Annotated in this window: 15 protein-coding genes; 3 read left to right on the forward strand and 12 right to left on the reverse strand. The window is 37.5% G+C overall.

The window, feature by feature from the left end; genetic code table 11:
- Positions 1 to 92: 92 nt before the first annotated feature.
- Complete coding sequence (locus tag D1953_RS02295; RefSeq protein WP_119115521.1) at positions 93 to 335, forward strand: DUF2626 domain-containing protein; 243 nt, start codon at positions 93 to 95, stop codon at positions 333 to 335.
- 45 nt (positions 336 to 380) lie between these two features.
- Here the strand turns inward: D1953_RS02295 and D1953_RS02300 are convergent, their stop codons facing one another.
- The 3 genes from D1953_RS02300 to D1953_RS02310 form a co-directional block, all read right to left on the reverse strand.
- Complete coding sequence (locus D1953_RS02300) at positions 381 to 1,457, reverse strand: class I SAM-dependent methyltransferase (protein ID WP_119115522.1); 1,077 nt, start codon at positions 1,455 to 1,457, stop codon at positions 381 to 383.
- An 81-nt stretch (positions 1,458 to 1,538) separates the two neighbouring features.
- On the reverse strand, positions 1,539 to 2,714 hold the full coding sequence (locus tag D1953_RS02305; protein WP_245979829.1) for a M20 metallopeptidase family protein: 1,176 nt from the start codon (positions 2,712 to 2,714) through the stop codon (positions 1,539 to 1,541).
- A gap of 39 nt (positions 2,715 to 2,753) precedes the next feature.
- Positions 2,754 to 3,377, reverse strand: a complete 624-nt coding sequence (locus tag D1953_RS02310) for an MBL fold metallo-hydrolase (RefSeq protein WP_119115524.1) — start codon at positions 3,375 to 3,377, stop codon at positions 2,754 to 2,756.
- A gap of 210 nt (positions 3,378 to 3,587) precedes the next feature.
- On the opposite strand from D1953_RS02310, the gene D1953_RS02315 reads away from it, so the two are divergent.
- Positions 3,588 to 3,761 (forward strand): DUF2759 domain-containing protein, encoded by a 174-nt coding sequence (locus D1953_RS02315; protein WP_119115525.1) that lies wholly within the window; start codon positions 3,588 to 3,590, stop codon positions 3,759 to 3,761.
- Positions 3,762 to 3,809: 48 nt separating this feature from the next.
- Here D1953_RS02315 and D1953_RS02320 read toward each other — a convergent pair whose 3' ends face one another.
- The 5 genes from D1953_RS02320 to D1953_RS02340 form a co-directional block, all read right to left on the reverse strand.
- Positions 3,810 to 4,991, reverse strand: a complete 1,182-nt coding sequence (locus tag D1953_RS02320; protein WP_142920426.1) for a YqgU-like beta propeller domain-containing protein — start codon at positions 4,989 to 4,991, stop codon at positions 3,810 to 3,812.
- A 95-nt stretch (positions 4,992 to 5,086) separates the two neighbouring features.
- Positions 5,087 to 6,244 (reverse strand): M14 family metallopeptidase, encoded by a 1,158-nt coding sequence (locus tag D1953_RS02325; protein ID WP_119115639.1) that lies wholly within the window; start codon positions 6,242 to 6,244, stop codon positions 5,087 to 5,089.
- Between the two features lie 199 nt (positions 6,245 to 6,443).
- A complete protein-coding gene (locus D1953_RS02330; protein ID WP_119115640.1) occupies positions 6,444 to 8,246 on the reverse strand; it encodes an LTA synthase family protein in 1,803 nt (600 codons plus the stop codon).
- Between the two features lie 73 nt (positions 8,247 to 8,319).
- The gene (locus D1953_RS02335; RefSeq protein WP_119115527.1) at positions 8,320 to 9,285 is read right to left on the reverse strand and encodes an ROK family glucokinase; all 966 of its coding nucleotides are present in this window, start codon (positions 9,283 to 9,285) and stop codon (positions 8,320 to 8,322) included.
- Between the two features lie 16 nt (positions 9,286 to 9,301).
- The gene (locus D1953_RS02340; RefSeq protein WP_119115528.1) at positions 9,302 to 9,508 is read right to left on the reverse strand and encodes a YqgQ family protein; all 207 of its coding nucleotides are present in this window, start codon (positions 9,506 to 9,508) and stop codon (positions 9,302 to 9,304) included.
- Between the two features lie 172 nt (positions 9,509 to 9,680).
- Between D1953_RS02340 and D1953_RS02345 the strand changes: the two genes are divergently transcribed.
- On the forward strand, positions 9,681 to 10,538 hold the full coding sequence (locus D1953_RS02345; protein WP_119115529.1) for a hypothetical protein: 858 nt from the start codon (positions 9,681 to 9,683) through the stop codon (positions 10,536 to 10,538).
- A 4-nt stretch (positions 10,539 to 10,542) separates the two neighbouring features.
- Here D1953_RS02345 and D1953_RS02350 read toward each other — a convergent pair whose 3' ends face one another.
- The 4 genes from D1953_RS02350 to rpmG all read right to left on the reverse strand — a co-directional run bounded on the left by D1953_RS02350 (position 10,543) and on the right by rpmG (position 13,258).
- Positions 10,543 to 12,057, reverse strand: a complete 1,515-nt coding sequence (locus tag D1953_RS02350) for a rhomboid family protein (RefSeq protein WP_119115530.1) — start codon at positions 12,055 to 12,057, stop codon at positions 10,543 to 10,545.
- 118 nt (positions 12,058 to 12,175) lie between these two features.
- Positions 12,176 to 12,361: a hypothetical protein gene (locus D1953_RS02355; protein WP_119115531.1), complete on the reverse strand. Its 186-nt coding sequence runs from the start codon at positions 12,359 to 12,361 to the stop codon at positions 12,176 to 12,178.
- Between the two features lie 64 nt (positions 12,362 to 12,425).
- Positions 12,426 to 12,989 carry a 5-formyltetrahydrofolate cyclo-ligase gene (locus tag D1953_RS02360; protein ID WP_119115641.1) on the reverse strand — a complete coding sequence of 188 codons (564 nt, stop codon included), beginning with the start codon at positions 12,987 to 12,989 and terminating at the stop codon, positions 12,426 to 12,428.
- Between the two features lie 119 nt (positions 12,990 to 13,108).
- The gene (gene rpmG / locus D1953_RS02365) at positions 13,109 to 13,258 is read right to left on the reverse strand and encodes a 50S ribosomal protein L33 (RefSeq protein WP_119115532.1); all 150 of its coding nucleotides are present in this window, start codon (positions 13,256 to 13,258) and stop codon (positions 13,109 to 13,111) included.
- Positions 13,259 to 13,331: the final 73 nt, after the last annotated feature.

Here is a 13,331-nt window from a genome sequence, read left to right on the forward strand (position 1 = left end):
AGTAGATGCAAACTCAGCTTTACATAGCCCTATCAATTACACTATAATGGTTTTATAATGACAATGTTTGGAAAAAAAGAGGAGGGTTACAAATGGAACGCATGTTTAGAGTATGTGGCTTTTGGACAGGAATCATGGCCATTTTCTTCTATTTAGGCGATATGTACCAAACTTCTTTACTTTTCTTTGCTCAAACAGGATTCTTTGTGCTTTTAAGTTATTTAAAACTGTCTGAACGTATGTATTTGTATGTGTTTGGCGCATACTTAACCGTTTTCTTCGCTGGATTTACGTACTATACTGTCTTTTTAATGACCCCTGGTGCCGCTCACTAAAATAATAATACATCGCCCATAAATCTTATTTTATGGGCTGTTGATTTACCCGTTCATAAGCCCCTTTGACTGAACAAGAACTCGAAAATACTCACTATATCCTCCGACAAGTAAACTTCGAATGGCTCGATTTCGCTTCGCTGTTTCTGAAAATGGGTCAAGTCCATTATCTTCTTCTAATTCATCCATGATTCCTGCCTTCACTAAAAATGCCTGCTGTTGTAAAAAATCCTCCTCGACAAATCCATACTTTACTCCTTCTCTTCTTAAACAATCAAAATGAATATGGGACGTTAAATCCATCTTACCTGGATGCTCTAAAACATTCCTTACCATTCTGTGTTGGTAATAACCACGCAAACTGCCTTGACAATGAATAGGTTGTCGCCACTCTTCATCTGTATAACCATAATCAATCGTTACAAGCAATCCAGATTGTATTCGCGATGCAAGATTTTGATACAATTCCACCATTTGTAATGGTATTTCCATACGCTGTCCTTCTTTTAAACAAATGTTCTGACTCTCTAAATAAGAAATAATTTTATCATTCCTCAATGGCGATTTTATTTCAATAAGCATTTCGTTCTTTATTGTAACAAATACCTCCAGCATTTCTCTATTTTGCTTCTCAATACTATGAACAGGCAAAGCATCGAACAACTCATTGGAGAAAACAATTCCATTTAGCTCTGAATATTGCTCAAGAACACCTCCAAAAGAAACCTGTGGAAAAGCCATTAGCCGTTCTTTTTGTCTCTGCTGATGGTCTAAACTACGATCAACTAATCTATATTCAACACAATCAAAAAGTTGAATCTCCTTCTCTTTCCAATAATGCAATATATCATAAGCAAGCTTTCCGTCTCCAGAACCAATTTCGATGATTGTTGGAGGCAGGTTATATTCTTTTATTAAATAAGCAAACCATTTAGCCAATACCCTCCCAAATACATCTCCTACATTGACAGATGTATAAAAATCTCCCTCTCTCCCAATTTTCTCTCTAGAACGCATATAATAGCCAATCTCCGGCGTATATAAAACGGCCTCCATGTACTCGCAAAAAGAAATTTTTTGGTCCGGACTATTCATAATTAGCTGTTTCATATACTTCTCCATTACACTGCCACCCCCATTTGCCTTCTAAATATTATAAAAAAATAGGCACCTGAAACAAAACTTGTCTCAGATGCCTGTTAGCTAGAATACATAATGCTCAATAATTTTCACAAAGGCTTTTCCCATTATGACTAGCGCTTTCTCTTCAAAATCAAAACGAGGATGATGGTGTGGAAAATGCGTGCTTTCATGCTCATTTCGAGCCCCGACTTTAAAGTACGTTCCCGGTTTTTCTTGTAAAAAGTATGCAAAATCTTCTGCGCCCATAGACGGATCGAATTCTACAATCGACTCTTTCGAAAATAGTTCTATCAAAACTTCCCTTAATAATTCCGTTTCCGAAGGATGATTATATAAAGCTGGATAGCCATTTAAATAATCAATATGATAACTAGCATGATGTGCCTCCGTAATCCCTTTAACAATAGAACGAATTTCTTCTTCAATTTGAACACGCACATCATGGTCAAAGGTACGAACGGTTCCTTCAAGCTTAGCTGAATTGGCAATAACATTGAAAGCATCACCTGCTTGAAAAACTCCAATAGTGACTACTGCCGCTTGTAAAGGGTTGATTCTGCGACTCACAATTTTTTGCAAAGATTGGACAATTTCGCTTCCAATCACAATAGAATCAATCGACTGATGAGGTCTCGCTCCATGTCCCCCTTTTCCTTCAATTGTAATCGTAAAAGCATCAACTGCAGCCATACGAAATCCTGAACCAACCGCTACTTTTCCATAGGGAATATCTGTTGCTAGATGTGCACCAAATACAGCGTCTACTCCGTCTAATACCCCGTCTTCGACCATAAATTTTGCGCCGCCAGGAGGCTTCTCCTCTGCATGTTGAAAAATAAAAATGAGTTTCCCTTTTATTTTTTCCCGAAACTGGCTAAGCGTTCGTGCTACCCCAAGCAGTGCGGATGTATGGCCGTCATGACCACAAGCATGCATTACACCTGTTCTTTGTGATTTATATGTCGTCTCCTTTTCATCCTGAATCGGAAGAGCATCAAAATCTGCTCTTAAGGCGATTGTTTTCCCTTCTTGTTCTCCTGTAAGAATACCAATAACACCATTTCCGCCAATATTCTCTTTTACGTCTAACCCAAAACTACGCAGCTTCTGGGCAATAAACGTTGCAGTTTCCGTTTCCTGAAAAGATAACTCGGGATTTTGGTGTAAATATCTTCGCCATTCAACAAGGTCAGAAAAACTATTTTCTATTTGTGCATATATCTGTTCCATCTGCATCGATTTCACCTCTCCCATCCCATCATAAAGCCTTACCGTTTACAAAAATGGATTGCTTACTCGCTCATCGCCAATTGTTGTCACTGGTCCATGCCCCGGACAAACAATTGTATCATCCGGTAGAGGAAGTAATTTGTTTTCAATACTTTGCAATAATTCATCGTGATTTCCACCTGGTAAATCGGTTCTACCAATACTATTTAAAAACAAAACATCGCCTGAAAATAACATGCCCTTCTCTTTCAAATAGTAAGAAATACTGCCCGGTGAATGACCTGGTGTTTCAAATAGTTGAAAATGAAACGAACCAATCGTCAGCTCTTGTTCACTTGTCAGCACATGTTCAGCAGGCTTTAGGCGCATCGGACTATCTGGAAACCATCTTTGCGAACCATTTAACGCTGGGTCTGAGAGCCATTTTGCTTCTCTTTGGTGAATATAGGCAGGAATTTGATAGTGTTCACGAATAGCATCGAGAGCCCCAATATGATCAAAATGAGCATGCGTTAATAACACGGCAAGTGGTTGTAACTTTTTCGTTTGAATGTATTGAATAAGCTTTTGCGGCTCCTCGCCCGGATCGAAAATAATACATGTTTGATCATCCGAAAGTATGTAACAATTTGTTTGTAATGGCCCTAGCGGGATTTGATTCCATTTCATATCCTTATCAACTCCAATTTCTTTATTCCTTTCATTATATAACCAAATCGTAAATTGGAATAGCAATCAACATAGCTATTTTTCCATCTCGACAAACTATTCAAAACCAAGTAAACTGTTAATAAATGAAAAGTTTTCCTGTATTTCTCTTAACCATCTTGTTTTTGGGTACACTATACAAGCTGAATGATTAATAAGGAGGTCAAAATCATGGTACTGATGATTATTTTTGGACTTGTTTCAATCCTCGCATTGTTCGCTGTTTTTACTACTTTAAAAAACAAGAATTATTTAGGCCTGCTCTTTGCTGGCGGAAGTGCCGCTGTCTTTGGCTGGTTCACTGTCATGACGATTCTTAACAGCGGGTTTCCTGTTGCTCACTAAACATGTATACATACAAAAATCCCACTTACGGTGGGATTTTTGTATGTATTATTGTTTTAGTTTAAACAATGGTTTCACTTTTTTATGCTGCATATCAATGATGTTTTCTAATTGATAACCATATAAACAGAAGTTCCCATCAGGTGAACAACTTAATGATTTACTTTTAATATCTTGGAGTATCTTTTCTTTTTTACCTGTCTTCCAATTAAATGTAATCAAAGTAAACACTGCTTCATTTTGATTAGAATACATAGGTTTTGAAGGAATAAAGGTGAAGAAATCTCCTTTTTCCTCATTAAAATCATAGGATGGAATCTTCCAATCCGAATAGCTGTTTACATACGGAACGGAAAAAGAAGTAATCGGTTTGTTTTGTTCGTCAAAAAATGTATACGTGGCCCGATTTAAATTTTCAGTTTGCGGTTGAATCGTCATCAGCGTTTGCTTCATCTTCTTAAAATGAACAACATCTAACATGATGCTTTCTGATTCTTCACAATCTAACTCTTTTCTAACTAACGGTGCTGTCAAAGTTTGTTGATCCTTTTTCCAATCAAGAAACATCATCCCGTTTTCACTATCCCACTGAGCAAATGGCTGTAACTGGTCTATCATATCGATTGTTTGCTCATTTACATTGACAATATAGCTATTATACGACCAGTCTTTTGAAAAATTGGACAAAAACAAAACGCCATCTTTGTACATATTCCACTCATATGTGATTTCATAAGCAGGTAATGCTACAGAATATACAAGCTCTCCATTAGCACGTAAAATACTACTTTGTATTTTTTCTTCTAGCGGTGTTGATACAAGAATATACGCTTTAGACGGGCTAATCGAAACGGATGAGATTGGTGCAGATGGCTGATACAAAATAGTATGTTCATTCGACTTCAAATTCCAGGCCATTAACTGAGGCCATTCTTCCATTTCGGCCTTTTTAGAATATAGAATCGTGTTGGAATCAAGCCATCCGTAAACAGCTTCTATGTTATCTGTACCTTGGTCTATTGCAGCCAACTGATTGAAGGAAAAATGCTCTTGTAGATTAGAATTTTCGTTTTCACGATGATGAAGATTTTGGGCTGGCTCACAAGCCGCTAAAAATAGGAAAGTGGAGATCGTCAATAAAACAACACACACACTACATTTCAAATTTACCATAATCTTACCTTGAAACTGCTTGCTTAAAGCAGCATAACAAGCTTTAATCCTCCACACACCTCCCATTTTTATGAGCGAGGTAACTAAACCACCTTACGACCTCATTATAAAGCAAAAACAGGAAATATGGGACTCAAACTTTCTTCCTCTTTCTATAACAATAGACCAACCATTAAAATTTTAACAGCTTCTCGATAAATAGCAGGCATTTGTGAAAGTGGAAGTGGATTAATTCCCTTGCCTAGTTCAACCGTAAAACCTGGTCGTTTAAACTCTTGAATAAACCAATCTTTATACCCCGCATGACTATCTACATATCGAACCGCTCGATATCCACTCTGTCTTTCCATTTCTTTAACAATTCGTTCTGATTCCTCTGGTTCATGTCCCTCATATCCCCAATAAATTTCCTTTCCTTGTGTATGAAGTGCAATAACCTTAGAAAAATTACGTCGTTCCGCTAATTGTTGCATCGCAATCGCTTCTGGTTCGGATAAAAATATTTCGCCCGGAAAATCTCTCGGTGCTTCCGCTTTTGGGAGTTTCCGCTCTTTTTCAATCTGCCAATTGGCCGGAAATTGATTATTTAAGTCTACACCGCGGATATTTGCCTTCCAGCCATAATATTCTGTTTCCCCTTCATTGATATGACGTACATTGAATTTCCCCTCCGCCGCCCGATCTCCTAATACAACAAGATCAACGCCATCCGGGTTCACCATTGGAACGATGGATATGTTCACACGCTGATATAGATGAAGAAAAGAGGAAGATTCATTTGTAAAGGACAGCAGCAATTCATTTAACCACTTCATTAATACCGCCGATGTAATCCACTCATTGGCATGAAACGAACCATTATAATGCACAACTGAATCTCCACGACCAAATTGAACTTCCACAATATCTTTTCCTAATACACTATGACCAATCGTTTCTACTTTCATAAATGGATAATACGTACTTAAAAGCTCTAAATCTTTCTGTAATGATGCTGAACTATAAAATTTTTCCGTCTTAATCAGCGGTTTTATTAGACGAACTGGGATGAGAAATGGAGAGTTCATCGATTGCCGTACTCCATTCACAAGATACAACGCATCGAGCGGAAGCTGATACACTCGCCCTGCCGTTTCCATCGACATTTCGGTCTCTTTTTGCAACATAAAACCAGGAATCTTCACTTCAAATCCGCTTAATAATTTCTCCTTTTTCGTCTGTGGATTCGCATCTTGAATCAGTTCTAGTGGAATTTGAAAAAGAAGGCTATAATACTCTAAACTGTCTCCTTCTCTGCTGATAATTTTCATATCATCCCTCCATCCTTGCTTCACTCTATGAATGAAACTAACCAAAAATGTAAAGGAAATCTGAATTTCATCATAAAGTGACACTTCCATCAGTGGGGGCTTCCATCCCCCACCTCTCTTCTTTGTTTCCTCATAAGCTTGAGGTGCGGGACTTATTGCCCGTTAAGCGTGGAATAAAAAAACCTGGCCTCAGCCAGGTTCATTCCTTCTCATAAAAACGAAGAAGATCTCCATAAATCAGTTTATCTGAATAATTAAGCTCCTGCTTTGCGATATCGACATAAGGCTGACACGCTTGTAAATCAGTAACTTCGCCTGTTTTCTTGTCATAGCATATATCCATCGTATAAACATAATTATCGGTAATAAAACTACTATCCCGAAGCACAGTAAAGTCCACATAATCGTCGGAGAATAAATCATTCCCCAGCTCTATATAATTGTCCGTTTGAATTCCTAATAGATGCAGTAATGTTGGTCTTACATCAATTTGTCCAGCCACATGTGAAATGGTTTGCCCTTCTTGACCAGGAATATGAATAATTAATGGGACACGTTGAAGCTGCACCGTTTCAAATGGCGTGATCTCTTTTCCAAGAAATTGACTCATTGCATCATTATGATTTTTTGAAATGCCGTAATGATCACCATACAAAACAATAATCGAATTATCGTATAGACCTTCCCGCTTTAAATCATGAATAAACTGCTCGACCGCCTCATCCATATACCGAACAGTTGGAAAATAGCGATTCAACGTATTAGAACTTGAATCATACTCATCAATTGTCCGGTCTTCCTCATTTAAGGTAAATGGAAAATGATTAGTAAGTGTAATAAACTTCGCATAATAAGGCTCTTGCATCTCTTTTAAATGATTAATCGATTGTGAGAAAAACTCCTTATCCTTCAAGCCCCAGTTTACAGAATTCTCCTCTGTAATCTCATAAGCATCACTATCATAAAAATGCTGGTAGCCTAGAGCATCATACATGATATCTCGATTCCAAAAACTACGATGATTTGCATGAAGAGAGGCAGTAAAATAGCCATGTTCCGTTAAAACTTCCGGCATTGCTTTATATTCATTTTGCGCATTTGTAAAAAAAACAGCGCCCCGACCAAGCGGATACAAAGAGTTTTCAATAATAAACTCTGAATCAGAAGTTTTCCCCTGCCCTGTTTGATGATAAAAATTATCAAAATAATAGCTTTCTTTAATAAATTCATTTAAAAAAGGCGTAATTTCCTGCCCGTTTACCTTTTCATTAATAACGAAGCTTTGCAGCGATTCTAATGAAATCATAATCACATTTTTCCCTTTAGCAATACCAAACAAATCGGCATCTGGTTCTTTTTGATTCGCTCGAACATAGTTTTCAATTTCAGTTAATTCACTGCCATCAGCTAAAGCACGTTGTGTAGAGGACTTCGTTTGCAAAAATAGATCATACAAATGATACTGATACGCCCCCATATTTTTCACAAGTATCTCACGGTCGAACGTTCTTGTTAATAGTTCTGGGCGTTCCGCTTCCGCTAATGCTAAATGAAAAAATGTCACCCCTAGCGCAAAAAATACCCAAGCTTTTCGACTTTGCTGATTCCATGTTCGCTGAACAAATGCAGCCGGTCTATACTTCACTAACAAAATAAGTATGAACAAGTCAACGAAGTAGAACAAATCCGTCACATTCATTAATTCATGCACACTGCTGCCTAAATCACTCATGTTACTCGTTTGAAAAAGAACAGGAATCGTTAAAAAATCATTAAAAAAACGGAAAAACATTAAATTAGCAAATAAAACAAATGTTATGAGGGTACTCATCACTAATATATACGGCGTTCGCTTACTTTCTTTTAAAAAGATTGATACACCTAAAACAAGCAACAAAAAGCTAATTGGATTCAAAAATAAAATAAGTTCTTCAAATAAGTTATCCGTGTTAATGTTAAAGCTTACTTTATAGGCAATATATGTTTTTAACCAAAGAAACATAAACGCCAGCCAAAACAAAGAATAATTCCTATTTTTCTTATGCAAATATACACCCCCTTGCAAACCAATTCAGTCATTTATCTAATTGATTTTTTATCAACCAAGCTGCACCGATGACGCCTGCGTCATTGCCTAATGTAGCCTGTAAAATGTTCGTCGACTTCGAAACACGTTTAAAAGCGTGCTTTTGAAAAACAGTACGAACAGAATTAATTAACAAATCGCCAGCTCTAGAAACTCCTCCACCAATAACGATTTTCTCTGGATTAAGAAGGTTACCGATATGAGCTAGAGCCATCCCTAAATAATGACTTGTTTGTTCAATAATCTCTAACGAAAGCTTATCTCCTTCTGCCGCACATTCAAACACTAGTTTAGCAGAGAGCAAGTTTCCCTCATTCATTTTCTCTTGTAGAAGAGAACTCTTTCTCTTCGTTAACGCTCCTCTAGCTAGACGGACAATTCCTGTCGCTGAAGCCACAGTTTCTAAGCAGCCTTTATGCCCGCAATTACAAAGTGCGCCATTATCGGTAACAACCGTAATATGACCAACCTCACCAGCAGCACCGCTCGCTCCATGAACGACTTGCCCATTCGCAATGACACCGCCGCCAACACCTGTGCCGAGCGTAATACAAACGAGATCTTTTGCTCCTTGACCAGCCCCTTTCCACATTTCTCCTAAGGCGGCCATATTCGCATCATTGTCAATGACAACAGGCAGCAATGTCTTCTTTTCTAATACATCCTTTAGCGGATAATTTCGCCAACCTAAATTGATTGCTTCATAAACAGAGCCACTTTCAGACCGTACTGGCCCTGGGGCTCCCATCCCAATACCTAGAAGCTTACTTCTCTTTTTCTTCAATTCTGCTAGCTTAGCGTCTATTTCCTTGACGATATTCGGAATAATATGTACACCATTTTCTGAAATATCGGTGGCAACTTGCCATTTATATATAATCTCTCCCGATGTATTAATAAAGGCAAGCTTCGTTGATGTACCGCCTAAGTCAACACCTACCAACCATTTCCCCATAGCCACCCACCTTTTATCAAGAATTTTTCCGTTTCTTCTCACGTTCAATTTCTTGTCGTAGTAATAAAATGGCCATTTGATAATCTTTTGTGTCCATCATTTGTGAGCGATATATTTCACGAACTTCTGCTTCCATAAGCTCTAAATCCGCTACACGATCTCCAATATAAATAAATGTTCCAAACTTTTTTAAAAATTGTTGAATATCATAGATTGTTTTCATCTCATACCTCTTTACTATTTTCTACTTGAAAGTATATCGAATTAACTACTAGGTAACAAGCCTCTTCTACCAATGTAAGCCTCACTCAACATCTCTCCTCCACTTAAAACCCTTTCATACATGTCCCTCTCCCTTCATATACTGAAATCAGCGCATAAGTCGGAGGGGAACTATGAAAGGACAATATATATATAATTTTATTCTATTGCTCGTTACCGTGATTATTATGATTTATTTTTCAACGACGCGGCAAGCTGAAGAAACCATCATTTTTTTCCCAATTGACCCTACACTTCATTTTGAAGACGCGGCCACTCATGTAACGGCCAAAACAGTAAATAACAAAGCCTATCAAGTCCAATGGCGAACTCGCTCCACACTAGCTGAACCTGCTTATTTACGCCAAGATGTCTCCCTTTTGTATAAAAACGGCGATTTAATTGGAATCTTAAATAAGTGGAGGCAGCATGAACAAACTATTATACAAAAAGACACAAAAAAAGAACGAGACAGCGCTCGTTATGATGCCATCACGTTCCATTATGCAGAGGTTCATCCTAATAAAGATACGTTTACAAGTGTTCAACAAATGAGCCAAGCAAAGCTTTATGCGATTACAACACCTTCTTTTGAAACATTCCAAAGGCCCGTATCTGCTGAGCAGCAGCAATGGCAAAGCGTTCTAGATAATAACCTAAATGCTAGACTAGCTTCACGTTTGAATAAATCATTAACTTACTTTCACATTGATAAAAGCCAATACGAAACAATTTCCTTAATCGAATTACCAACGAAAGCCAATCATATCTTTCGCACCTTTCCAAGCGCAAAGCGCGAAGAAATAATCGGCAAGCTTTGGGAAGGCATTTATAAACAGTATATTTTAGGAATTAAAACGGAAGACGGCACGATAATTCCTGCCGAGGGAAGCTCTATTCCACAAATTTTAGTTGCTAAAGATCAAAGCGAGCTACTTGTTTTGTTTACACTACAAGCTGGAACACCTTTTATGCTTCGTCAACAACTTTAACTGACTATTCACCTAATTGCTTTGCCAATTTTTGATACGACTTATTGGAAGGATCAAGCTCAATTGCTTTTTGAACAAGCTCTTTAGCCTGGTCCATTTCTTGTTCACGCGTATGCATTAAAGCTAAATTATAATAAGCTTCATGAAATCTTGGATTTTGTTCAATCGCTTTTTCATAAGAAGCCTTTGCTTCTGCTGTGTCGCCTTTTTCTGCATAAATATTTCCAAGTACAAAATAAGAAATTGGCGTACTAGCATGGCGTTGTGTGTAATCGAGTAATAGCTCACTAGCCTTTGCTGTTTCTCCTTCCTTCACATAATTTTGAGCTACTTGCGCCATCGTTTCATCATTGAGTGCTGCGCTATTCGGATGATTATATCCATATTGAAGAAGGAAATATATCAAACCTGCTGTCCCTGCTAAGAAGATAAGTTGTCGCCATGTTTTTCTTTTTGGTAACGATACAATGCCAGCAGCTAAGAAACCACCAATCAAACCACCAATATGTCCTGCATTATCAATACCAGAAACAGAGAAGCCGTAGGCTAGATTAATCATAATTAACACAATAACAGCTGAACCCATTGTCCGGAAAAACAACTTTGGATACACGGTCCCAAAATACAATAAAGCGCCGAAGCAACCAAAAATCGCACCACTTGCTCCTGCTGCTAAATTGGGGGTCGTCACAAAACTAGCTAATGTACCTGTAAAACCTGCCAATAAATAAATGAACAAAAACCTGGTGTTTCCATAAATTCTTTCTACTTCTGACCCAATTAAATAAAGAGAAACTGTATTCATCAATAAATGAATAAAACCAATATGAATAACCATCGGGGTGAAGAAGCGCCACCATTCCCCTTGCAATATATAAGGGGAGTATTTCGCTCCAAATTCAATTAAAGTCTCTGAATTTTTACTACCTCCGCTTATTTCCATAAGTAAGAAGACAGCCACTTGAATCGCTATAAATATATACGTAAAAAAAGGTTTACCAGAAACAAATACTTGCTGTTCTTTCTTTACTTTTTTCACCGATTCAACTAATGTTTTCTCCTTTAAATACCGAACTTGCTCTTCCTCTTCTTGCAGTTGAATTGGAAATTCCATTCGCAATTTCTTTTCAAGGAGTTGTAACGCTTCTGGAAAGTTCTCACTATCCAAAACAAAGGATTGCAGCTTTGTTTTTTGATAATGAAAAGACTGCGTGGCAAAACTATAGTCATCTACCGGAGTAAATTTTGTCACATAAATATTGAATACATTTAATGGCTTTCTATACAGTTTTTTTCGAATTTGTTCTCCATTTTGAATCGTTCGTTCAATATCCCGTTTTAACCAGTTCGCCCAATCTAAGTCATAACGCAAGAGACGAATCACTGGAAACTCTTTATTTCTTGCATTTTCCAACCAAATTTCCTGTTGGTTTTCCGTTACTGTAATTAATTGATAATCATACTTAGATGTTAGCTGCCAAATAACTGCCCAATATAAATAATCCTCTTTGAATCCCAAAACCTTCCCCACTTTCTTCACAAACTCCGTTGCTGCCCTTCTTTCATCTTATTATTTAACTATAGACGATTCGTTTACAAATGTAAAAAAAGAAGGGAGCCTTCCCCGGCTCCCTTCTTTAACCTCGACCTAATACACTTTGCATCATTCGATCTCGAACAACTGGTAAATCTAAAGAGCGTGTAACAAGAAATCTTCGAAGCGCTCCGCTAGACAAAGCGACATTTAATAACCGATAACGATTTTGATACCCAACATAAACGACAGCACCGATTGCAAATATTTGAAGCACCATTTTCCACATAATTATCCCTCCTACAATTAGTTTGGTACAGGTGAAGATTTTTATGAAGGCAATATGTAGAAATTCATGGGGTAGACGTTCGGAATACTGTGTTTGTTGTCACAACTTGATGAACAGGCAAATCATGTGCCTCAATCGGCAAATTTTCGACTAATTGACATTCATAAGCAAGTGCAAGAGTCGTTCCTTGAAAAGAAACAAGGAATCGATCATAATAGCCGCCGCCAAATCCTAAACGATATCCTTCTTTTGTAAAGGCTAATCCAGGTACAATTAATACATCTATTTCTGCTGAATCCACGCACACCGTTTCAGCAATAGGCTCTAGTAAATTAGAATACACCGATTCTAACTGTTGAAATGAGGTAATCTCTTTGAATTCCATCACTTTCGTTTGCGGATAACATTTTGGTACAGCTACTTTCTTCCCTTCACTCCATGCTTGCTCAATAATAGAGGCCGTTGGCACTTCCGGAGGAACAGCAATCGTTATTCCGATCACTTTCGCCTTTTTCCATTCTTCAAGGTGAAATAATTGCTCAGTGATTTGATTCGTATACTTTATACGCTGTTCTTCTGAAAGCCTTTCAAGAGTAGCTTTCATATCATTCCTAATCTTTCGTTTCATTTCCTTCACGTTTCTCACTCCTTTTTATAATGTATTTTAGTTGTTCATTATCTCGACTTAACTACATACAACTGAGCAAAAAATTTACATAAAAAAAACAACAGGAAAACTCCTGTTGCTTACTTTGTTTCACGGTGAAGCGTGCTGCGTTTTTCTCTTGAGCAGTATTTTTTAAGCTCTAAACGATCTGGATTATTACGTTTATTTTTTTTAGAAATATAGTTACGATCTCCACATTCAGTGCAAGCTAATGTAATATTTACGCGCATGTGTATTTCCCTCCAAACATATTAACATTTTGTACATAGGACTCATCTATAATAGCATTATTCTCGTTGAAAT

Source organism: Peribacillus asahii (assembly GCF_003570725.1).
GTDB classification, from domain to species: Bacteria; Bacillota; Bacilli; order Bacillales; family DSM-1321; genus Peribacillus; species Peribacillus asahii.